Origin of the sequence: Paraclostridium sordellii (assembly GCF_000953675.1) — a bacterium.
In the GTDB taxonomy this organism is placed as follows: domain Bacteria; phylum Bacillota; class Clostridia; order Peptostreptococcales; family Peptostreptococcaceae; genus Paraclostridium; species Paraclostridium sordellii.
Genome location: NZ_LN679998.1, coordinates 3,207,345 through 3,230,070, shown reverse-complemented (window position 1 = coordinate 3,230,070; position 22,726 = coordinate 3,207,345). Strand labels below are relative to the sequence as shown.

21 protein-coding genes and 1 riboswitch are annotated in these 22,726 nt (G+C 27.9%); of the genes, 17 read left to right on the top strand and 4 right to left on the bottom strand.

What is annotated here, in order from left to right:
- Positions 1-229: 229 nt before the first annotated feature.
- Complete coding sequence (locus ATCC9714_RS15615; RefSeq protein WP_038294278.1) at positions 230-1,183, top strand: carbohydrate kinase family protein; 954 nt, start codon at positions 230-232, stop codon at positions 1,181-1,183.
- Between the two features lie 62 nt (positions 1,184-1,245).
- Here ATCC9714_RS15615 and ATCC9714_RS15610 read toward each other — a convergent pair whose 3' ends face one another.
- Positions 1,246-2,475 carry an aminopeptidase gene (locus ATCC9714_RS15610; protein WP_057545834.1) on the bottom strand — a complete coding sequence of 410 codons (1,230 nt, stop codon included), beginning with the start codon at positions 2,473-2,475 and terminating at the stop codon, positions 1,246-1,248.
- A 312-nt stretch (positions 2,476-2,787) separates the two neighbouring features.
- Between ATCC9714_RS15610 and ATCC9714_RS15605 the strand changes: the two genes are divergently transcribed.
- The 8 genes from ATCC9714_RS15605 to ATCC9714_RS15570 all read left to right on the top strand — a co-directional run bounded on the left by ATCC9714_RS15605 (position 2,788) and on the right by ATCC9714_RS15570 (position 13,718).
- A complete protein-coding gene (locus tag ATCC9714_RS15605) occupies positions 2,788-3,564 on the top strand; it encodes a nitroreductase family protein (RefSeq protein WP_057545835.1) in 777 nt (258 codons plus the stop codon).
- Between the two features lie 743 nt (positions 3,565-4,307).
- Complete coding sequence (locus tag ATCC9714_RS15600; RefSeq protein WP_021130362.1) at positions 4,308-4,970, top strand: sensor histidine kinase; 663 nt, start codon at positions 4,308-4,310, stop codon at positions 4,968-4,970.
- A 12-nt stretch (positions 4,971-4,982) separates the two neighbouring features.
- The gene (locus ATCC9714_RS15595; protein ID WP_021130361.1) at positions 4,983-5,708 is read left to right on the top strand and encodes a LytR/AlgR family response regulator transcription factor; all 726 of its coding nucleotides are present in this window, start codon (positions 4,983-4,985) and stop codon (positions 5,706-5,708) included.
- Positions 5,709-6,094: 386 nt separating this feature from the next.
- Positions 6,095-6,811: an orotidine-5'-phosphate decarboxylase gene (pyrF, locus tag ATCC9714_RS15590; protein WP_054631750.1), complete on the top strand. Its 717-nt coding sequence runs from the start codon at positions 6,095-6,097 to the stop codon at positions 6,809-6,811.
- A gap of 14 nt (positions 6,812-6,825) precedes the next feature.
- On the top strand, positions 6,826-7,875 hold the full coding sequence (locus ATCC9714_RS15585; RefSeq protein WP_057545836.1) for a carbamoyl phosphate synthase small subunit: 1,050 nt from the start codon (positions 6,826-6,828) through the stop codon (positions 7,873-7,875).
- Between the two features lie 39 nt (positions 7,876-7,914).
- Positions 7,915-11,121: a carbamoyl-phosphate synthase large subunit gene (gene carB / locus ATCC9714_RS15580; protein WP_057545837.1), complete on the top strand. Its 3,207-nt coding sequence runs from the start codon at positions 7,915-7,917 to the stop codon at positions 11,119-11,121.
- A 335-nt stretch (positions 11,122-11,456) separates the two neighbouring features.
- Positions 11,457-11,540, top strand: a riboswitch (cyclic di-GMP riboswitch).
- Positions 11,541-11,570: 30 nt separating this feature from the next.
- Positions 11,571-12,200, top strand: a complete 630-nt coding sequence (locus tag ATCC9714_RS15575; protein ID WP_057545838.1) for a response regulator transcription factor — start codon at positions 11,571-11,573, stop codon at positions 12,198-12,200.
- A gap of 318 nt (positions 12,201-12,518) precedes the next feature.
- Complete coding sequence (locus tag ATCC9714_RS15570) at positions 12,519-13,718, top strand: phospholipase C (protein ID WP_055330891.1); 1,200 nt, start codon at positions 12,519-12,521, stop codon at positions 13,716-13,718.
- A gap of 50 nt (positions 13,719-13,768) precedes the next feature.
- Here the strand turns inward: ATCC9714_RS15570 and ATCC9714_RS15565 are convergent, their stop codons facing one another.
- On the bottom strand, positions 13,769-14,281 hold the full coding sequence (locus ATCC9714_RS15565) for a ferritin (RefSeq protein WP_054631876.1): 513 nt from the start codon (positions 14,279-14,281) through the stop codon (positions 13,769-13,771).
- A 163-nt stretch (positions 14,282-14,444) separates the two neighbouring features.
- Here ATCC9714_RS15565 and ATCC9714_RS15560 point away from each other — a divergent pair, with 163 nt between their 5' ends.
- From ATCC9714_RS15560 to ATCC9714_RS15540, 5 genes are read left to right on the top strand one after another with little or no spacing between them, the layout of a single operon-like run.
- Positions 14,445-15,317, top strand: coding sequence for a class I SAM-dependent methyltransferase (locus tag ATCC9714_RS15560; protein WP_021130354.1), 873 nt, complete (start codon positions 14,445-14,447; stop codon positions 15,315-15,317).
- The gene (locus tag ATCC9714_RS15555) at positions 15,317-15,988 is read left to right on the top strand and encodes an RluA family pseudouridine synthase (protein ID WP_021126948.1); all 672 of its coding nucleotides are present in this window, start codon (positions 15,317-15,319) and stop codon (positions 15,986-15,988) included. Before ATCC9714_RS15560 ends, ATCC9714_RS15555 begins: the two co-directional genes overlap by 1 nt.
- Position 15,989: 1 nt before the next feature.
- On the top strand, positions 15,990-16,694 hold the full coding sequence (locus ATCC9714_RS15550) for a peptide arginase family protein (RefSeq protein WP_057544071.1): 705 nt from the start codon (positions 15,990-15,992) through the stop codon (positions 16,692-16,694).
- A gap of 58 nt (positions 16,695-16,752) precedes the next feature.
- Positions 16,753-17,259, top strand: a complete 507-nt coding sequence (locus tag ATCC9714_RS15545) for an SEC-C metal-binding domain-containing protein (protein ID WP_057545840.1) — start codon at positions 16,753-16,755, stop codon at positions 17,257-17,259.
- A 9-nt stretch (positions 17,260-17,268) separates the two neighbouring features.
- On the top strand, positions 17,269-17,427 hold the full coding sequence (locus ATCC9714_RS15540) for a hypothetical protein (RefSeq protein WP_021126944.1): 159 nt from the start codon (positions 17,269-17,271) through the stop codon (positions 17,425-17,427).
- 25 nt (positions 17,428-17,452) lie between these two features.
- Here the strand turns inward: ATCC9714_RS15540 and ATCC9714_RS15535 are convergent, their stop codons facing one another.
- Complete coding sequence (locus ATCC9714_RS15535) at positions 17,453-18,370, bottom strand: pseudouridine-5'-phosphate glycosidase (protein WP_054631878.1); 918 nt, start codon at positions 18,368-18,370, stop codon at positions 17,453-17,455.
- 1 nt (position 18,371) lies between these two features.
- Positions 18,372-19,460, bottom strand: a complete 1,089-nt coding sequence (locus tag ATCC9714_RS15530) for a PfkB family carbohydrate kinase (protein WP_021130349.1) — start codon at positions 19,458-19,460, stop codon at positions 18,372-18,374.
- A gap of 218 nt (positions 19,461-19,678) precedes the next feature.
- Here ATCC9714_RS15530 and yabG point away from each other — a divergent pair, with 218 nt between their 5' ends.
- From yabG to ATCC9714_RS15515, 3 genes are all read left to right on the top strand, one after another.
- Positions 19,679-20,581: a sporulation peptidase YabG gene (yabG, locus tag ATCC9714_RS15525; protein ID WP_021130348.1), complete on the top strand. Its 903-nt coding sequence runs from the start codon at positions 19,679-19,681 to the stop codon at positions 20,579-20,581.
- A gap of 167 nt (positions 20,582-20,748) precedes the next feature.
- Complete coding sequence (locus tag ATCC9714_RS15520) at positions 20,749-21,015, top strand: Veg family protein (protein ID WP_021126936.1); 267 nt, start codon at positions 20,749-20,751, stop codon at positions 21,013-21,015.
- 94 nt (positions 21,016-21,109) lie between these two features.
- On the top strand, positions 21,110-22,660 hold the full coding sequence (locus ATCC9714_RS15515; RefSeq protein ID WP_021130347.1) for a DUF3794 and LysM peptidoglycan-binding domain-containing protein: 1,551 nt from the start codon (positions 21,110-21,112) through the stop codon (positions 22,658-22,660).
- The last annotated feature ends 66 nt before the right edge of the window (positions 22,661-22,726 follow it).

Here is a 22,726-nt window from a genome sequence, read left to right as displayed (position 1 = left end):
TTATTTAATATGTATATTTAAATTGAAGTATTTTTTTATGAAATTAAAAAGAATAATAATAAAAAGATTATAAACGTCAAAAAAAGTAAACGATATCATAAAATAAAAAAAATAAATGTATTTTAGAAAATATTGAAAAACCTCAAAATATGTACTTTTTTGTCTGGAAAAGGCATATATATTTATGTTAAAATATGAAGGTGATTCTTATGGGAGGTCGAAAACAAAAATGGTAAATAATAAACAACCGTATGCTTTAGTTTTTGGAGTATCAATATTTGATATAATCGGATTTACAAATAATAATTATAGATGTAATGACTCAAATCCAGGAAAAGTTAAAACTTCTTTTGGAGGAGTTTGCAGAAATATAGCAGAAAACATGGCAAGAGTAGGTGTTAATACTAAGTTCATATCTATATTAGGTGATGATGAAACAGGAAGAAGAATGATGGAACATTCTAAAGTTATGAACTATGATATGGGAGAATCTTTAGTAATTAAAGGAGAGAGCACTCCTACATATATGGCGGTATTAAATCATGAAGGTGAGTTAGAATCTGCAGTTGTTGATATGAAAATAACAGATATGTTCACAACTGAATTTATAGATTCTAAAGCTGATATGATAAGAAATTCAGAATATATGTTTTTAGATTCTGACAAACCAGATATAGTTGAATATATATTAAAGACATTTAAAGATGAGACTAAGTTTATATTAGACCCTGTATCTGCATGTAAAGCTAAAAATATAAAACATTTAATAAAATATTTTCATACTATAAAACCTAATAGATACGAAGCAGAAATAATGTGCGGTTTTGAAATAAAATCAGAAGAAGATTTAAGAAAAGCAGGAAAGTATTTTATTGATTTAGGTATAGAAAATGTATTTATAAGTTTAGATGAAGACGGAATTTATTATAATAATGGAAAAGAAGAAGGAACTATAAAAGCTAATAATGTTCCAGTTGTAAATGTTACAGGAGCTGGAGATTCATTTGTAGCTGGGCTAGGATATGGATATATGAAAAAAGCTTCTTTAAAAGATACTGTAAAATATGCAGTAGCAATGTCTGTATTAACTATAGCTCATGAAGATACAATACATCCAGATATGTGTAATGATATAGTTTTAAAACATATAGAAAAACTTGATTGGACGGAAAAAGATTATTAAAAATAATAAGTTTATATAAATTAAAAAGCTATGTATTAAATACATAGCTTTTTTTATATAAACTAGAATGCCCAGTTTCCATCTTTAAAAATTTGAACCTTTTCACCAGTAGCTTTTTCGCCAACTATATTCATATCAGGAGAACCAATCATAAAGTCAACATGAGTTATACTAAAGTTTATACCATGTTTATCTAAATCTTCTTTTGGTATATTTACCCCATTTTCTATACAGCTCTTATAAGCCGTACCTATAGCAAAGTGACAAGATGCATTTTCATCATATAAAGTATTATAAAATACTATATTTGTATCTGATATTGGAGATTTAAATGGAACTAATGCAACCTCTCCTAAATAATGGGAACCTTCATCTGTATCTATTAATTTAGATAAAGTTTCATAACCTTCTTCAGCAGTAAAGTCTACTATTTTACCATCTTTAAATGTTAGAGTAAAATTATTTATAACATTCCCACCATAAACAAGAGGTTTAGTACTTGCAACTACACCATTTACACCAAATTTATGAGGTAATGTAAATACTTCTTCTGTTGGTATATTAGGATTAAAGTTTATACCATTAGGATCTTTAGAAGCACCACTTGCCCATATATGACCTTCAGGTAAATTCATAGTTATATTTGTTTTGCCAGATTTAAAATATAATGTTTTAAATTTACTATCATTTAAGAAATTCATTTTAACTTTTAAGTTTTTATTGTGTTGATTCCAAGCTTCTATTGGGTCTTCTTGGTCAACTCTTGTGCAATGGAATATTGCTTCCCACATTTTATCTATAGCTTCTTCTTCAGAAACTCCAGGGAATACTTTTTTAGACCAGTTAGCCGTAGGAACAGAAACTATACTCCATTTTGATTTATCTGATAAAGTATAAGATCTCCATTCTTGTAAAGCTTCAGCAGAAGCTTTTTGGAAGTTTGCAACTCTTTGAGGATCAACGTCCTTTAATAAATCTGGATCTTGAGCATAAACTGTTAAGAAAGCTCCACCATTTTTAGCTATGTCAACATATTGATCAGATACCCAAGTTGGGAAATGATTAAATGTATCTTCTGGAGCATTTAGATATTTTATAAGAGTACACTCTTCATCAGACCACTCTACGAAAACTTCTTTGGCACCTAAGTCGTAAGCCTTTTTAACTACTTTTCTTACGAAAGGAGCACATTCAATAGGAGATCTAACTAATAACGTTTGTCCGGGTTGTATATTAACTCCTATTTTTACTGATAATTCTGCGTATTTTTCTAAGTTTCTTTCTAAATTCATAAAGGCCACATCCTCTCAAAAAATTTACATTTAAGTAAAATTATGCTTATTTAAGTTAAGTATAGCACCATTTTGTAGAATACTACAAAACACTTTTTCAAAAATTAAAAAGTTGAATTATTCTAAAATGAAAAACAATTCGAACACATTAGGCTATATTATTTAACAATATAACTTTAAAATACCCATAAATATAAATTTTAATAAAATAGAGTAAATAATGTAACTATTTTAAGGGTAATGAAAGATAGTATAAGACTATATATTTTGATATAATATTACTTATTATGTTGGTAGATAGGAGGAATTAGATTGCAGTTATATGACGCTATTTTTTATAGAAAATCTATTAAAAAATACTCTACGAAGAAGTTAAGCATAGACATGTTTGATGAAGTAAAAAGATTATGTAAAGATGTACCTAGTCTAAATGAATATATAAAAATAAGTGCACACCCTATTTTGAAAGGTGATAGCCTTAAATTTATAATAAAGAAAAGACACAGAATAGTAGCTCCACATTATATAGTTTTAACAGCTCAATTACCAGAAGAAGAGGATGAAGAAAATCCTATTAAGTATTTTGATAGTGTGGGATTTGCTGGCGAAGAGTTAGTTTTAAAATTAACAGAGATGGGGTTAGCAACAAGTTGGTTAGATAATAGCTTTAATAAAGAATCTGTTTCAGACTTTGTTCACTTAAAAGAAAATGAAATACCTGTAATGTTAATAGCAATTGGATTTCCAGAAGGAAAAGAAGAGTTATTTAGAAAACTAAGTGATGATGTAGATAGAAAAGCAATTAAAAATATAGCTAAAAATATAGATGATAAATGGACTAATGTTATAGAGTGTGTAAGATTATCGCCATCATATAAAAATTCACAACCTTGGAGATTTTATCAAAACAATAAATCTCTTGATATATATATGAAAAAAGATTCTAATGAAGATTTAAATTTAGTTAATATGGGAATAGCTTTAAAACATTTTGAGATAGCATGTAAACATTATAATATAGATTTTAAGTTTGTAAGAAAAGAAGAGAAGGATAAATTAAGAAAAGAATATTATATAAGTGTCGTATAATTAAAGAGTAACTCTATTGAAACAATAGGGTTACTCTTTAATTTTGATAAAAAATAACAGAAAATGTAAAAATTTAACAATATTATAATTTGTGTTATAATTAAGTTAAATTAACTAGAAAGGTATATGGATATATGATTCATTTATATACGCTTTTAATAAATATTGGAATTTGCTTAAGTTTTATAAATATATATGATTTTAAAAGGAATAAAATAAAATTAGCGACGTGTTTTATATGCTTATATATATTGCTAACTCTGATATCTGATTACCTTAGAATACCGCCTTTATATGGCGTAAATATCATAAATGCTATTTTAGTTTATAAATTTACAAAAAAAACTTTATTAACTATAACAATTCCGTTGATGTCGACAGTGTTATATATAACAGTTAATATTTTTTGCTATCATATAGTTTTATTTTTAACAAGCATAAATATATACAGAGTAGGGAATAGAATACATCTAATTGTTTATTACTTAATTACATATATAATTATCGTGGTAATTTCTAAATTTTTAAACTCTAAGCTTATGAAAAGTATAGATGAGTTTGATATGGTATATAAATTTAAAATACAATTATTAATCATATTGACCAGTATATTATCTATATGTATATATTTTGAAACTATTAGGCAAACAAAGCTAGCATTTATAGCAGGATTGGAAATAAACCGAAATATAATGTTATGTTTATTACATTTCTTTACGTTTTTGTCGGTGATATTTTTAATCATGTTAGTAAACAATCAAAGTAGGCTTAAAGAAATTAATGAATATAATAATAAATTAGAATCTGTAACAAATGAGATGCGAAAGTTTAGACATGACTATAAAAATATTATTTTATCTATGTGTGGATATATAGATGCAGATGATATGGAGGGTTTAAGGAAGTTTTTTTATTCTAATATAGAATGTTCAGCTAAAAATTTAGATATATACAACTTAAATCTTTCCTCAATTGGAAATATAAAGTGTATAGAAGCTAAAGGCATGATAGCATCAAAGTTAATCATGGCCCAGAGAGAAGGAATAGATACAAATGTATATATTCCTAATATAGTAAAAGATATAAACTTCAATTGTTTAGATTTATGCAGAATTTTAGGAATAATACTGGATAATTCTATAGAAGCTTCTTTAGAATGTGAAAATCCATCTATAACATTATCTATTATAGATAAAGAAAATTTAATATCAATAATAGTTTCAAATACATATAAAGAAAAAATAGAAGATATATCGAATTTATTTAAAGATGGATACTCCTCGAAGGGGGAAGGCCGAGGAATCGGACTTAGTAATTTAAAAGAAATTTTGAATAATTATGAAAATGCATATTTTACAATAAAAGCAGAAGGGGAATTTATTCAAAAGTTAGACATATATAAATAAGGAGGAGTTAGGGTGAAAATATTTATATGTGAGGATAATGAAGATCAAAGGTTTAGCCTAGAGCAAGTTATAGTATCTGTTTTAGAAAAAGAAGATATAAAAGGAAACATAGAACTATCTAGCGATTCATCAAAGCCTATAATAGATTATATATCTAATAATAGATGCAAAGGAGTATATTTTTTAGATATTCATATAGGTGAAGATATGAATGGTATTGAGTTAGCAGAACAAATAAATCAAATCGATAAAGATGCAATAATCATTATGATTACATCTAATAAAGATATGAGTCATTTAGTTTTTAAGTATCATATAGGAGCAATTGACTATATAGTTAAAGAAAACTTTGAAGAGGTAAAAAAAAGAGTAAAAGAGTGTATTATTTGCGCCAACAACAAACTTAAAGATAAATCTAAAGAAGAATATTTTTTCATTGAAAGGCTAGACAGTGTAGATAAGATAAAATATGAAGATATACTTTATTTTGAGACTTGTAAAAAAAGATTCATAGGTCTTAATACTGTTGATAGTTATATAGAATTTAATGGGACTTTAAAAGAACTAGAAAAAAAATTAGATGATAGATTTATAAGATGTCATAAATCTTATATAGTAAATAAAAATAAAATAAGTAATATCGATAAAAAACAAAGAATTATAACTATGGAAGGTGGAAGTAAATGTTATGTTTCTTTACTGCTTTTAAAAAAAACAGTAGAGAGTATTTTATCCTAGATTTCATAGAAGTTTATCCATATAAAAACAGTTGACACAATTATAAATAAATGTAATAATTATACACAAGAGAAAGCTTTAAATTATCCCGAGAGGATATTAAGTGTTCGAATTGTATATACATAAAAATAAAGGTTCCTTGAAAGTAGTCCAGAGAGGCTAGTAAGGTTATATAAATAGATTTAATTTGCATACATATAACCTCTAACTGGATTAGTTAGAGGTTTTTTTAATATATAAAAATAAAATAAAGTCTTTTAAACTAGTCCAGAGAGGCTGGGAAAGATATCGTCATAACAACAAGTTATGAAGTATTGAATCCTTATACCTCTAGGTATAAGGATTTTTCTGATATTAGGGGCTTTATATAAAAAGGAGAGAGTAAAATGATAAATGGAAGAGACAAACTAATTGTAGCAATTGATACTAACGACTTTGATAAAGCTAAGGAATTAATAGATAAGTTAGAAGATAGTGTAGATATATTTAAAGTGGGATTAGAACAGTATGTAGCAACAAGAGGGAAGACAGTTGACTACTTAAAAGAAAAGGGTAAAAAAATATTTTTAGATCTTAAGTTTCACGATATACCAAATACAATGCAAAGTGCAGTAAGAGCAGCAGTAAGAGATAAGGTATGGTTAATGACAATACATGTTTCAGATATGGAAGGAATGAGACAATGTGCGATGGCTGCAAAAGAAGAATCTGAAAAATTAGGAATAGAAAAACCAATAATAGTAGGAGTTACAGTATTAACTTCATTAAGTGATAAAGATTTACAAGATATAGGTTGCAATATGACAACTCAAGAATTAGCGATAAAAAGGGCTAAACTAGCTAAAGAATCAGGAATAGATGGTATAGTTTGTTCAGCACAAGAGGTTGATAAAATCGTAGAGGTTTGTGGAAGTGAATTTGTAACAGTTTGTCCAGGAATAAGACCTGAAAGTGCTGATAATGGAGATCAAAAAAGAGTTGTTACTCCAAAAGATGCAATAAATAAAGGAGCTCATTATTTAGTAGTTGGAAGACCGATAACTAAGGCTGAAAATCCAAGTCAAGCAGCAAAAAATATAGTAAAAGAAATTGAAAATGCTTAAGGGGGAAGTAAGTTATGAAAGCTAAATTAATATTAGAAGATGGAACGATATTTGAAGGTAAAGCTTTTGGTTATTTAAATGAAAGTGTAGGAGAAGTGGTTTTTAATACTTCTATGACAGGATATGGAGAAGTTTTAACAGATCCATCATACTATGGGCAAATAGTAACAATGACTTACCCGTTAATAGGGAACTATGGAATAAATTTAGAGGATGTTGAGTCAAGAGGGGTTCATGTAAAAGGATTTATAGTAAGAGAAAAGAGTGATAATCCAAATAATTTTAGATGTGAGATGGATATAGACACATATTTAAAGCAAAACAAAGTAATAGGTATTGAAGGAATAGATACTAGAGCATTAACTAAAATATTAAGAAATAATGGGACTATGAAAGGAATAATTACTTTAGAAAATAATGCAACTTTAGAAGATGTTGTTTCAAAAATAGGTAAATTTTCAAATACAGAAGCAGTAATGACAGTTACTAGAAAAGAAAAGGAATATATAAAAGGAAATGGTCCAAAGGTAGCAGTTATGGATTTTGGAGTAAAAGAAAATATATTAAGATCTTTTAAAGCAAGAGGATGTGACTTGGTAGTTTTACCAGCAACAACGACAGCTGAAGAAATACTAAATGAAAATCCAGATTTAATATTCTTATCAAATGGACCTGGAGATCCAGAAGATTTAGATGTTGTTATAGAAAATATAAAACAATTAATAGGTAAAAAACCTATAGCTGGTATATGTTTAGGACATCAACTTTTAGCTCTAACACTAGGTGGAAAAACAGCAAGACTTAAATTTGGGCATAGAGGTGGAAATCATCCAGTTAAAGATTTAGAAGATGGAAAAGTTTATATAACATCTCAAAATCACGGGTACTATGTTTCACAAATGCCAGAAAATATGAAAATAACACATATAAATTTAAATGATAACACAGTAGAAGGTATGAGACATAGTGAGTTACCTATATACAGTGTTCAGTATCATCCAGAGGCTTGTCCAGGGCCGAAAGACAATGATTATATATTTGATAAGTTCTTAGAATTAATATAAATAGATTGTTTAAATTAACTAGATAAGGAGATTAAGAGTATGCCTAAAATAGATATTATTAAAAAGACTTTAGTATTAGGGTCAGGACCTATAATAATAGGGCAAGCAGCAGAGTTTGATTACTCTGGAACACAAGCTTGCCAGGCTTTAAAAGAAGAGGGAATAGAGGTTGTTTTAATAAATAGTAATCCAGCTACTATAATGACGGACGAAGAAGTAGCAGATAAAATATATATAGAACCATTAACAATAGAATTTATAGAAAAAATAATAGAAAAAGAAAGACCAGATAGTATATTAGCAGGTATGGGAGGTCAAACAGGGCTTAACTTAGCAGTTGAACTTCATGATGCAGGTATACTTGATAAATATAATGTAAAGGTATTGGGAACTTCTATAGAGTCTATAAAAAAAGGTGAAGACAGAGATTTATTTAGAGAAGTTATGAGGGAAATAAACCAACCAGTAGTAGTAAGTGATATAGTAACTAACTTAGAAGATGGATTAGATTTTGCTAATAAAATAGGCTATCCAGTAGTAGTTAGACCTGCATATACACTTGGTGGAACTGGTGGAGGTATAGCTGAAACAAAAGAAGAATTAACAGAAATACTTTCACAAGGGATACAATTAAGTCCAGTTGGCCAAGTACTGCTTGAAAAAAGTATTAAGGGTTGGAAAGAAATAGAATATGAAGTAATGAGAGATGGAAATGGGAACTGTATAACAGTATGTAACATGGAAAATATAGATCCTGTTGGAGTTCATACTGGAGATAGTATTGTTGTTGCACCTAGTCAAACTTTAAGTGATAAAGAATACCAAATGTTAAGAAAAGCATCTATAGACATAATAAATGCTATAGAAGTTAAAGGTGGATGTAATGTTCAGATAGCATTAAATCCTCATAGCTTAGAGTATGCAATTATAGAAATAAATCCAAGGGTTAGTAGATCATCAGCTCTTGCATCAAAAGCTACAGGATACCCAATAGCAAAGGTTGCTGCAAAAATTGCACTAGGGTATACATTAGATGAAATACAAAATGCAGTTACAAAGAAGACTTACGCATGTTTTGAGCCAACTCTTGATTATGTGGTTGTAAAAATACCTAAATGGCCATTTGATAAATTTAAGCAAGCAAATAGAAAATTAGGAACAAAGATGATGGCTACAGGAGAAATAATGAGTATAGGAAGTAACTTTGAAGCAGCTATACTTAAAGGGATAAGATCGTTAGAAATAGGAAAATATTCATTAGTTCACAAGGCTTCTGAAGATAGAAGTATAGAACAATTAAAAGCTAGAGTAGTGGTTCCTGATGACGAAAGATTATTTGACTTAGCAGAAATGATAAGAAGAGGCTATAAAATAGAAATGATAGAACAAATCACTGGAGTTGATAAGTGGTTTATAAATAAATTTAAATGGATAGTAGAACAAGAAGAAAAATTAAGAGGAATGCATATAGAGGATTTAACTAAAGATTATTTATTAGAACTTAAGAAAAAAGGATTTTCAGATAAAGGTATAGCTGACCTAATGAAAATAAGTCCAGAAAAAGTTTATGAGTTAAGAACTTTATATAACATAACTCCATCATATAAAATGGTTGATACCTGTGGAGGAGAATTTGATGCACTATCTCCATATTATTACTCAACTTATGAAGAATATGATGAAGTAGTTGTAAGTGATAATAAAAAAGTTATAGTATTAGGGTCAGGCCCAATAAGAATAGGGCAAGGTATAGAGTTTGACTATTGTTCAGTTCACTGTGTTAAATCGTTAAGAGCACAAGGAATAGAAACTATAATAATAAACAACAATCCAGAAACAGTAAGTACGGATTTTGATACATCTGATAAATTATACTTTGAGCCATTAACTGAAGAGGAAGTATTAAATATAATAGAAAAAGAAAATCCAGATGGAGTTATACTTCAATTTGGAGGACAAACAGCTATAAAGCTAGCTAAGTTCTTAGATGAAAAGAAAATAAAAATATTAGGAACAAGTTGTAAAGATATAGATGAAGCAGAAGATAGAGAAAAGTTTGATGAGCTATTAGAGAAATTAGATATAAATAGACCTAAAGGAAAGGCTATATGGTCAGTAAATGAAGGTATTGAAGAAGCTAAAAAATTAGGGTATCCAGTACTTGTTAGACCTTCTTATGTACTTGGAGGTCAAGGTATGGAAATAACTTATGATGAAAATAAGTTAACTCAATATTTAACAGATGCTTTCTTAAGAGATAGTAAAAATCCAGTACTTATAGATAAGTACTTAACTGGTAGAGAAATAGAAGTAGATGCTATATGTGACGGAGAAGATATACTAATTCCAGGTATAATGGAACACTTAGAAAGAGCTGGAGTTCACTCTGGAGACAGTATAACAATGTACCCAAGTCAAAATATAAGTGATGAAATAAAAGCTAAAATATTAGACTATACTAAGAAGATTGCTTTAGAGCTAAATGTTTTGGGAATGGTAAATATACAATTTATAGAGTTTCATGGAGAACTATATATAATAGAGGTTAATCCAAGAGCAAGTAGAACAGTTCCATATATAAGTAAGGTAAGTAAGGTACCTATTATAGACTTAGCTACAAAATGTATGTTAGGATCTAAATTAAAAGATTTAGGATATGGAACAGGAGTTTATAAAGAACCTAAGTTAATATCTGTAAAAGTTCCAGTATTCTCAATGTCTAAGCTTGCTAGAGTTGATGTGAGTTTAGGGCCTGAAATGAAATCCACAGGAGAAGTTTTAGGAGTTGGAGAAACTTTAGAGGAAGCTTTATATAAAGGTTTCTTAGGTGCTGGTAAGAAGATGTCTAACAAAAGAGGTGTCGTTTTAGCTACTGTAAATAACTATGATAAAGATGAGTTTATGGAAATAGCTAAGGATATGAATGAATTAGGATATACTTTCGTAGCAACTGAAGGAACAGCTAAGGCTTTAAGAGAAAATGGAATAGAAGCAAAAGTTGTAAATAGAGTAGAAGAAGCTAGGCCAAATATACTAGATGTTATAAGAAATAAGCAAGTTGATATAGTAATAAACACTCCTACTAAAGGAAATGATTCAACTAGAGATGGATTTAAGATTAGAAGAACGGCAACAGAGTTTTCAACAGAAGTGATGACATCATTAGATACATTAAAAGCTTTAGTAGAAGTTAAAAAGAAAGAAATAAATAGAGATGGGTTATCTGTTTATAATATAGCTGAGTAATTTTTAAGGGGTTAGATTTATCTAACCTCTTATTTTTATGTAAAAACCAGATTTAAGATAAGGATAGTAAATTAATTAAGTAGAAAGTGTATTATACCAATTATACCTTTATATAAAAATGAAAATATATTTATATATATGGAAATTTAAATAAAATATATTTATATATGAAATTTTAAAAACATTTTTTCGAATATGTAAAAATTAAAAAATGTAGAAAAAAATAATAAATTGTCGTAAAATATAAAATTTTCCAATAAAATAGGGTACGAAAAAATTTAACCTATCATATAGTATATGATACTATATAACCTGAAGGTATAACAATATTACTATAATATGAAAGAAACGTAGAAGTATATTCTGTACATGGGCACTTGGGATATATAGAGTTAGTAGTGCAACCGGCTTCCAGTATTATATAAATTATATTTATATGGGGGTTTAAAATGGAAGTATTAGTAATATCAAAATCTTTTATAGTTAGAGAAGCAATAGGTTTATTTTTCAGTAACAGATTTGAGAATTATAAAGTAAAAAGCTTAAAAGATTTAAGTGAAGCTCAGAATATTAGTCTATCAAATATTGATTTTGTATTTATAGATATAGATCAAGGATCAATAGATTTAATAGGTTATATAAAAGAAATTTTCCAGGATATAAAAATTATGGTTTTTAATAAAGATAAAGATAGAGAAATTTTTATGGAATGTTTTAGGAATGGCATTAATGGTTATCTAATAGATATACCTGAAAAAGATGAATTAATGCACATAGTAAGTACAGTTATTAAAGGGAAGAAATATTATGATTTAGAACTATTAGAAGGCGTTTTAGATATAAAAAAAGAAAGTAGTTATGAAAGTGTTGATTTATTAACTGATAGGGAAAATGAAGTTTTAGATAAAGTATCTACTGGATTAACAAATAAAGAAATAGCTAATCAATTGTATGTAAGTGAACATACTATCAAAAAACATATAACTAATATACTTGCAAAGTTAGATATGCGTAATAGAAGAGATTTGATAATATATACAAAATGTAAGATAAAGGGGAAATCTCTGAGTATTACATAAATTTATATAAAAGATGTGATTTCTAATCACATCTTTTTCTATGGAATTAAATAATTAAGCTTTATTGGCCTATAAAAAATTATGACTTTTAAATACGGTATCTATATATACTAGTATCAGTATTATATTTTACATATGGATTAAAAATTCTATAGTAATAAGTCATTATAAATAGTATTTATACATTAATAAATATTTAAAGATAGTGCGTAAAAACTCAATGTTAGTCCAACTTTATTGTTTTTTTGATAAACCTTGATAATATTATAAAAAAAGCACAAAGGGCTTTTAAGGTATTTTATTAGGGAGGCAGATTAAATGAAACGTAAATTTACTAAAACGGTACTTAATGCAGTTTTTGTCTTAGGGTTATGCTCTATTATGGGGGGAACATCTTATGCTTGGGATGGAAAAAAAGACGGAACTGGAACACATGCACTTATTGCAGAACATGGATTAACTATGTTAAATAATGATTTAAATCAAAATGAACCAAAGCCAATAAAACAAAACATAGAAATATTAAACAAATATTTGAAAGACTTAAAATTAGGATCAACTTTCCCAGACTATGACCCTAATGCATATGATTTATTTCAAGACCATTTCTTTGACCCAGATACAGGTAACAACTTTACATTAGATAATAAATGGTATGTAGCATCTCCTATTTATGATACAGCTGAAACACAAGTAAGAAAATTTGCTACTTTAGCTGAAAATGAATGGAAAAAAGGAAATTATAAAGAAGCTACATTTTTATTAGGTCAAGGAATGCATTATTTAGGGGATTTAAATACACCATACCATGCAGCTAATGTAACTGCAGTAGATAGTCCAGGTCATGTAAAGTATGAAACATTTGTAGAAAACAGAAAAGAGAATTATGCTTTAAATACAGCTGGAAATGATACAACTCAAGGAATATATAAAGATGCAGTAGCTAATAAGGATTTTGATCAATGGATGACTCAAAACTCTGTAAAATATGCTAAAAAGGCAAAAGCTTTATATTACAGCCATTCAACTATGAAACATAATTGGGATGATTGGGATTATTCAGGAAGAGAAGCGATAAAAAATTCTCAAGTATGTACAGCAGGATTTTTATATAGATTTATAAATGAGGTTTCAGAAGATCAAATTTCAGGAAACAATTTAACAAATGAATTTAATGTAGTTTTAAAAACTGCAGACAATGAATATGCAGGAACTGACGATAATGTATATTTTGGATTTGAAACTAAAGATGGAAGTAAGTATGAATGGAATTTAGATAATGCAGGAAATGATTTTGAAAAAAATCAAACAGATAATTATATACTAAAAGTGAAGAATGATGTAAAAGTTAACACAAATGATATAACAAAATATTGGGTTAGAAAAGAAAATAGAACACCAATAAGTGACGATTGGGAATTAAGTAATATAAAATTAATATCAAATGGAAAAGTAATTCTTCAAAAAGATATTAATAAGGTATTTTCAGGTAATCAAGTTTATGATATAAACAAATAAAAATAAAAAAGTCATTTGCAATTTGCAAATGACTTTTTTATTTAGATAAATTATGCGTTTTGAACTGGTGGAACATAAGCTCTTTGAGCTAGTTCTTGATCAATTATTAAAAGACCAGCAGGATCATTTTTTAGTAATCTTAACTTTCTAACTACCTTCTCCATGTTTTCCTCTTCTTCTGATTGTTCATCGACAAACCATCTTAAGAAAGATGAAGTAGTATGATCTTTTTCAGAAATTGCTAAATCAACTAATTCGTGAATAGAATTACTTATAATTTTCTCATGTTCTAACGCAGCTTCAAATACATCTAAAGGACTTTCAAAATCAGATTTAGGTTTTTCTATAGCTTGTAGAACAATTTTACCCCCAGCTCTACTTATGTAATTGAAAAATTTGTAAGCGTGGTCTCTTTCTTCTTTAACTTGAACATTAAAGAAATTTGCAAAACCATCTAAATTGTTTTCAACAAAGTAAGCTTCCATTGACATATAGAAGTACTCAGAGAAAAACTCCATTTGAAGTTGATTATTTAATGCATCTATAACTTTTTGACTTGCCATAAAAACCCCTCCTAAAATTTATAGTAATTTTAATTACAATACTATTATACAATAGTATTGCCAAAATTTGATAATAAGTATATAAAGTATTTAAAATACTCAAAATATCAAGTAATAATATGGTATAATACATAAATTGAGATTAAATTTTAGGAGGAAACCAATGTTATTATTAGCTGATAAATGGAAAGATTATGAACTTATAGATATGGGTAACGGAGAAAAGTTAGAGCGTTGGGGAAATGTTGTTTTAAGAAGACCAGATCCACAAGTTATGTGGCCAATAGCTGAAGAAAAAGGGCTATGGAAAACACCTCATGGACATTACCATAGAAGTAGTAGAGGTGGTGGTCAATGGGAACATAAAAAGAAGTATCCTGAAAAATGGACAATAAGCTATAAAAATTTAAAGTTTAATATAAGTCCAACTGGATTTAAACATACAGGTTTATTCCCAGAACAAGCGGCAAACTGGGATTGGGCAATGGATAAGATACAAAATGCAGGGAGACCAATAAAGGTTTTAAATTTATTTGCATATACTGGAGGAGCTACTGTTGCGTGTGCGTATGCAGGAGCAGAAGTGTGTCATGTAGATGCATCTAAAGGAATGGTAACTTGGGCTAAAGAAAATTTACACACATCAGGACTTCAAGATAGAAAAGTAAGATTTATTGTAGATGATGTTGTAAAATTTGTTGAAAGAGAAATAAGAAGAGGAAATAAATATGATGCTATAATAATGGATCCTCCTTCTTATGGAAGAGGGCCAAAAGGAGAAGTTTGGCAAATAGAAGATAAGCTATACGGATTAGTAGAATTATGTACTAAGGTTTTATCTGATAAACCTTTATTTTTCTTAATAAACTCATATACAACTGGATTGTCTCCAATAATACTTGAGCATATATTAGATGCTACAGTTGCTAAAAAGGCTAAAGGTGGAAAAATATATGGAGGAGAAATAGGAATTCCTACGTCAAAAGATAAAAAAGTACTTCCTTGTGGTATATTTGGAAGATGGGAGTCTAAATAATGATAAATGTCATATATGAAGATAACCATTTACTAGTTGTAGAAAAGCCTGTTAATGTATTATCTCAAGGTGATGATACTAATGATAAGGATATGGTTAATTTATTAAAAAATTATCTAAAAGTAAAGTACAATAAGCCAGGGAATGTGTTTGTAGGTCTTGTTCATCGATTAGATAGACCAGTAGGTGGAATAATGGTTTTTGCAAAAACCTCCAAGGCTGCATCTAGATTATCAGAACAAGTTAGAAATAAAAGTTTTAAAAAGACATATAGAGCTGTTTTAAATGGAAATATGAAAAAAGATAAAGATACATTAAAAGACTATCTTTATAAGAATAAGAAAACTAATATGGTAAGCGTAGTTAATAAAAATCACAAAGATGCTAAAGATGCAGAGTTAAGTTATGAAACAATATCTAAAAATGAAAAATTTAGTATGGTTCAAGTTGATTTAAAAACTGGTAGACCACATCAAATAAGAGTTCAATTTTCAAGTAGAAATCATCCTTTATTTGGAGATCAAAGATATGGCCAGCATATAAATAAAAAGGGAGATCAGATAGCCCTTTGGTCGTATAAGATAGAAATAACTCATCCTACAACTAAAGAAAAGATGGAGTTTATATGCAATCCTCCAAATAATTATCCATGGAATTTATTTGAGGTGTAAAATGAATAGATATACTGGATTTTATATAGATAAACCATTAGGAAATAATGTGTTTTCATATGATGAGAGAGAGAATAAAAAAATATATGTTCCTAAGCTTATACAAGGCGATTTAAATGATGTAAAAATAGGACATGAAGTAGTATTTAGTGAAATGGAATTTGAAGAAGAAATAAACTCTATAGGATTAAAAAACATAGTAAAATTTAACTACAAAGGTAAGACTGTATATATATTTGATAACCACAATCATTCTTTCTATTTTTGGATAAAAAGTCTTAAGGAAGGGTTATTTAATAAAGGATGCAAGCTAGTTCATATAGATCAGCATAAAGATATGAGAGAACCAGAAAATTATGTTGTAGATATAGAAAATATAGATGATGTTTTTAGATATACAAATTATGTATTAAATGTAGGTAATTTTATAAAGCCTGCGCTTTATCATAATATTTTTTCAGATGCTATAATAATAGATAGTACTTATGGATTTGAAATGGATATAGATGGAGAAATAGTTTTAGATATAGACTTAGATATTTTTTCTAAAGATATGGAGTATATGTCTTACGATTTAAGAATTAATAAAATCAGAGAATATATAAATAGAGCTAATGTTATAACTATTGCAAGTAGCCCGTTCTTTATAGACCAAGGCGATGCTATAAAAGTATTAAAAGAATTATTCAATTGTGATATAATATAAGCGTTAATTATTTATAAATTAAATCATGGCTTAGTCATGAAATAGGAGGAAAATTAAAATGAGTTTATATAATACTTGGAGATCATTAAGTGAAAACCATAACAGTCAAGAAGAAGAAGTTAAATTCTGGGAAGAATACTTACAAAAAGAAACAGAAATATACAATGAAATATTAAATTCTAAAAAAGATGTTATAGAAGGTAAAGTTAGTGATTTAGCTCAAATTTTCAATACATCTGTAGAGTATATGATGGGATTCATAGATGGAATAAGCGAAAGTTTAAAAGAAGATTTAACTGAAGAAAAATTAGAAACTATAGAAGCTGATACTGACGTTAAATTAGAAATAGATTGGGAAAAATTATATTACAACATGGTATCTGTAGAAGCTCACTGGTTATATAATTTACAAGGATGGAATGATATATTATCAGAAGATAAGAGAAAAGAGCTACAAAAGGCTTTCAAAGCTACTAAAACAGTAGTTAAGGAAGATAAAATAGGTAGAAATGAACCATGTCCATGTGGAAGCGGAAAAAAATTCAAAAAATGTTGTGGAAAATAAGGAGATAAAATGTTTTTACTAAAATTCATTGATGAAGATGATAATCTATCTACAAAAGAATTTAGTTCGTTAAGTTCTTTGAAAGATTACGTTAAAAATAATGACATTGATAAGACGTGGCATCAAGTGGAAGAAGTAAAAAAAGTAATCCCTAATTTGAAAGAATAGTAAAAAGGAGCATATGCTCCTTTTTTTATTTTAAACTTGATAAGTCTTTAGCTATTTGAGCTGCTACTTTTGCATTGTTATAAACTAATTCTATATTAGCTTCTAAACTTTTTCCGGCAGTTATTGTTTTCACTTTATCTAATAAGAAAGGTGTAACTTTTTTACCAGTTATATTATTTTCATCAGCTTCTTTTAAAGCTGTTTCTATTGCGTTATTTATTGTATCATAGTCCATTTCAAAATTTTCTGGTATTGGGTTCCCTATAACCATACCACCCTTTAAATCTAAGTCCCATTTAGCTTTTAAAGCACTTGCAACTTCCATAGATGAGTCTACTTTATAGTCAACTCCAAACCCACTTTTTCTAGTATAAAATGCTGGGAAATCTTCTGTACCAAACCCTACAACTGGTACTCCGTTAGTTTCTAAATATTCTAAAGTAAGACCTATATCTAATATCGATTTAGCACCAGCACAAACTACAGCTACATTTGTATTTGCTAATTCTTGTAAATCAGCAGATATATCAAATGTTTCTTGTGCGCCCCTATGAACACCACCTATACCTCCAGTAGCAAAAACTTTAACTCCAGCTAAATTGGCTAAAATCATTGTAGTAGCAACTGTTGTGGCACCATTAAGTTTTTTTGATATAATGAAAGGTAAATCTCTTCTGCTAGCCTTTAAAACATTCTTACTAGTTCCTAAAAATTCTATTTCTTCAGATGTAAGACCGACTTTTAAAATACCATCTATTATTGCTATAGTAGCAGGTATAGCACCATTATCTCTTATTATTTTGCTAACATTTTTAGCCATTTCAACATTTTTAGGATAAGGCATACCATGAGATATTATAGTTGATTCTAAAGCAACTACTGGTTGTCCTTCCGATAAAGCTTTTTTAACCTCTGGGTGTATATGTAAGTATTTTTCTAACATATTAGATCATCTCCTTTAATATTTTTTCAACACTATCAACGGACATACTCGGATTAATAGTGTCTTTGTGTAATAATGTAAGTATTGAAGCAGCTGTTGAAAATTCAGCTGTATCTTTCAAATTAAAATGATTTAAATAGCTATAAACTAATGCTGATATAAATGCATCTCCAGCCCCTGTAGCATTTACTGCATTTACTTTTACACCAGGCAATAATAAAGATTCATTTTCATTAGCACAAAATACACCATCTTGACCTAATGTGATAAAAACATTTTTTACTCCCTTTTTTAGAAAATATTGAGCACATTGTTTTAAGTCATCTTGGGTATTTATTTTTATATCTGATAAAATTTCAGCCTCTAGCTTATTAGGCTTTATTGTATTGAATCTTCCTATTATATCTTTTATCTTAAGACTTTTTTGTGTAGAAACTGTATCTATGAAAATTGGGATATTAGTATAAGTTCTACTTATATAGTCTATAACCTCATAAGATAAATTTGTATCCAATACAATAGCTAAAGAATCTTTTATTGAGTTATGTTTAGAAACTATATAATCTATATCTATTTTTTCTATAATATCCATATGAGATATAGCCAATTGCATGTCGTAATCACTATTTAAAATAGATAAGTACATAGATGTTGGAAAAGCATCTGATACATAACAATCTGAAACATCTATATTTAACTGCTTACACTCTGATAAAATTTTATTTCCATAAATGTCATTTCCTACTGCTGATAAAAGTTTTGTACTTAAGCCAAGCTTAGCTATGTTTTCAGAGATATTTCTACCTACTCCTCCTAGTGAAATATCTACTTTCCCTGGGTTAGAATCAAACATAGTAAGCGTATTATTAGGAGAACCTTGAATATCTATATTAGATCCTCCAATAACTGTTACAAAATTTCCTTTGTTTATAATATAACCTTTTCCTTTAATGTGGCCTTTCTTCATTAAATTTGTTATATGAACAGCAACAGAAGAACGAGTTATATTAAGTTTATCTGCAAGTTCTTGTTGAGAGACCATAGGGTCTTCAATTAAAATATTTAAAATTTCTTTTTCTCTATCAGTCATTAAAACCACCTTAATAAATATTTGCTTATACAATAAGCATTTGTTTAAATAAATAATAACATTTATATATAATAATTTCAATAATAAATATCATATACTGTAATAAATTTAATTAAAAATTATTAACATAGAAGAATTTAAGGAAGTTAGTAACAATATTTGTCGACTATCATAGTATAAAATAGGTACATTAAATTTATTAGGAGGATATCTATATTATGAAAATAGGAGATACTGTAGCAAGAAAATCCTACGACAAAGATATCATTTTTAGAATAATAGGCTTTGAAATAGATGAGAATAATCAAAAAATAGCTATATTAAAAGGCGTTGCATATAGAATAATTGCAGATTCTGATATAGATGATTTAGAAAAAATAAACTTTTCAGATATAAAAAATGAACTTATAGATAGAAATGTTGAAAATATTTTATACAAGAGTATAAAAAAAACTAGAGAAAGAAATAAAAAACTAAGCAGAGCAACACAAAAAAATTCTAATTATCAAAAGCAAATTCAAGGTCAAGGACAGAGTCAACCTCAAAATTCATATGGAATGCCAGGGAAAGTTCTTCATATAGATGGAGATCCAGAATACTTAAAAATATGTTTAGATGTTTATACAAAACTTGGGATACCTGCCGTAGGAAAAGCAATACCAGAAAATTTACAATATAAAGAGGTAAGAAGTTTATTAGAACAACATAATCCGTCTATTCTAGTAATTACAGGACATGATGCCATAGTTAATAGTAAAGGTAACTTAAAAGATATTAAGAATTATAGAAATACAGCTAACTTTATAAAAACAGTTAAGGAAGCCAGAAGATATGACCCATCATTAGACAGTTTAGTTATATTTGCAGGAGCTTGTCAGTCAAATTATGAAGAGATAATAAAAGCAGGAGCAAATTTTGCAAGCTCTCCAAGTAGGGTTATGATTCATGCTCTAGATCCTTTGCTAGTTGTTGAGAAGATAGCATGTTCTAGAATTGATAGAGTAGTTCCATTAGAAGAAATATTAAGCCATACTGTAACAGGAATAAAAGGAGTAGGAGGAGTAGAAACTAGAGGTAAATTTAGATTAACTATGCCTTTATCTATTTACAACACTTATTAATTTAACACAAAAAAGAAAACCATTAATTATAAATTAAAAATTATAAAAAAAACAGTATTGACTTTTTACTCAAAAATATATAGAATATTTAGTTTAGGTTTGACAAATAAAGTTATTTGTGGTAACATTACAATGCGAGAACATATCATGTTAAAGAAGGTGATGTAATGGCCACTGTTCAAACTTTAAATAAAATAAGACAGACTTTAGAAAAGCACCTAGGAAGAAAGATAGTATTAAAAGCCAATAAAGGAAGAAAACAAATCGTTACTAAAAAGGGTGTTCTAGAAAAGGTATACCCAAGTATATTTGTTGTAAAGCTAGATGATGAGGATAATGGATATTCTAGAGTATCATATAGCTATTCAGATTTATTGACTGATAATGTGACATTGAAAGTAATAAAAGAAACAAATAAATTAAATGTAAGTTAAAAAATTATACCTATTAAAAATAGGTGTAATTTTTTTTTCCCTTTTTAAATATAAATATAGTGTGATATTTATATTTAATTTAGGAGGATAACATATGAATCTAATAAAAGATATTTTACAAGTTGATAACAGGATAGACTTTGGAAGATTTCAAACTTTTATAGAGACAGAAGCTGTTGTATCAGATAAGAAGGAAGATGTTTATGAAATAATTAAAACAGAAGGGTACATAGCTTTAAAGAAGCAAGAAGTTTTAGATGGAAAGATAATACTTAGAGGGAATTTTAATTATAATGTAATTTATTTAACAGAAGATAAAAATACTATATCTAACATGGAAGGTCGAATAGAAATAAATGAAGTTATTGAAAAAGATAATATAGTTGCAGATATGGAAAATATGCTTTTTTATGATGTAGAGCATATAGATTGTACAGTAGTAAATGAAAGAAAAATAAGAGTGGGGGCACTTTTAAATATAAGAGGTAGTTTATTTGAAAAAAATACTATAGATATAATAAAAGATATTTCACAAGTGGATAGTGTACAAAAGCATAGAAAAGAAGTTCAATTTGAAGATATAGTGGGAATAGAAAAATCTGAAAGTGTTATAAGAGATACTATAAATATAAGCACAGAAGATATAGCTAGCATAGTTTCTATAGGTCCTAGAATAAAACTAAAAGAAACTAGAGTGTCTGACAATAAAGTTATAGTTGGAGGAGTTCTAGATTTAAATCCTATAGCTTATACTTATGAAGGTGAACTGGTAGAGTTAGATAGGGTTGGGTTAGATTTTACCCAATTTATAGAGGTTCCAGGGGTATGTGAAGGAATGAAAGAAGAAGCAATGGTTGAGATAGTTGATTTAAACTATGTATTTAAGAAAAATGATGAAACAAATACAGGGTCATTAGAAGTTGATTGTACAGCTAGAGCTAAAGTTAAAGTATCAGAAGATGTTACTAGAGAAGTTCTTCAAGATGCATATTCTCCTGATAGAAATCTTAAATTTGAAAGCAGAAATGTTGAGTTAAATAAGGTAATTAATAGTGGAAGTGAATTTTTTAATATAAGAGACACTATAAAAAACAATAGTGATGATATACAAATAAAAGAGATAGTAAGCGTAGATTCAAATATAATAGTTGAAAACTCATTGCTTGAGGATAATAGAAATATAATAGAGGGTATAGTTTTAGTGGATATTTTATATACTCCAGTAGAAGGATTAAGACCTGTATATAGATTAACAGAAGAAATACCTTTTACTCATGATATTGAAGTAGAAAATATAAAAGATAGTACTAATGCATTTAATAATGTTAACATAGATAGAATAGAATTTGACTTAAACAGAGATCAAATAGACGTTACTGTTAAGGTTAGAAGATATTGTGAAGTATTAGATAAGAAGAAAGATAGCTTTATAATTAAAGGTGAAGATCAAGGACCAGTAGATTTATCTCAAAGACCTAGTATAACTTTGTATATAGCTAGAGAAGGAGATAAATTATGGAATATAGCTAAAAAGTACAATACTACAATAGATGATATTGCAGAAATAAATGAAATAAAAGCAGATGAACAGTTAACAGCAGGTCAATGCTTAATAATAGAGAAAAAAACGCTTATAGAAGCTTAATTTTACACAAAATAAGGTAATAGGGAATTATAATTCCCTATTACCTTATTTTTTGTAGTATAATGT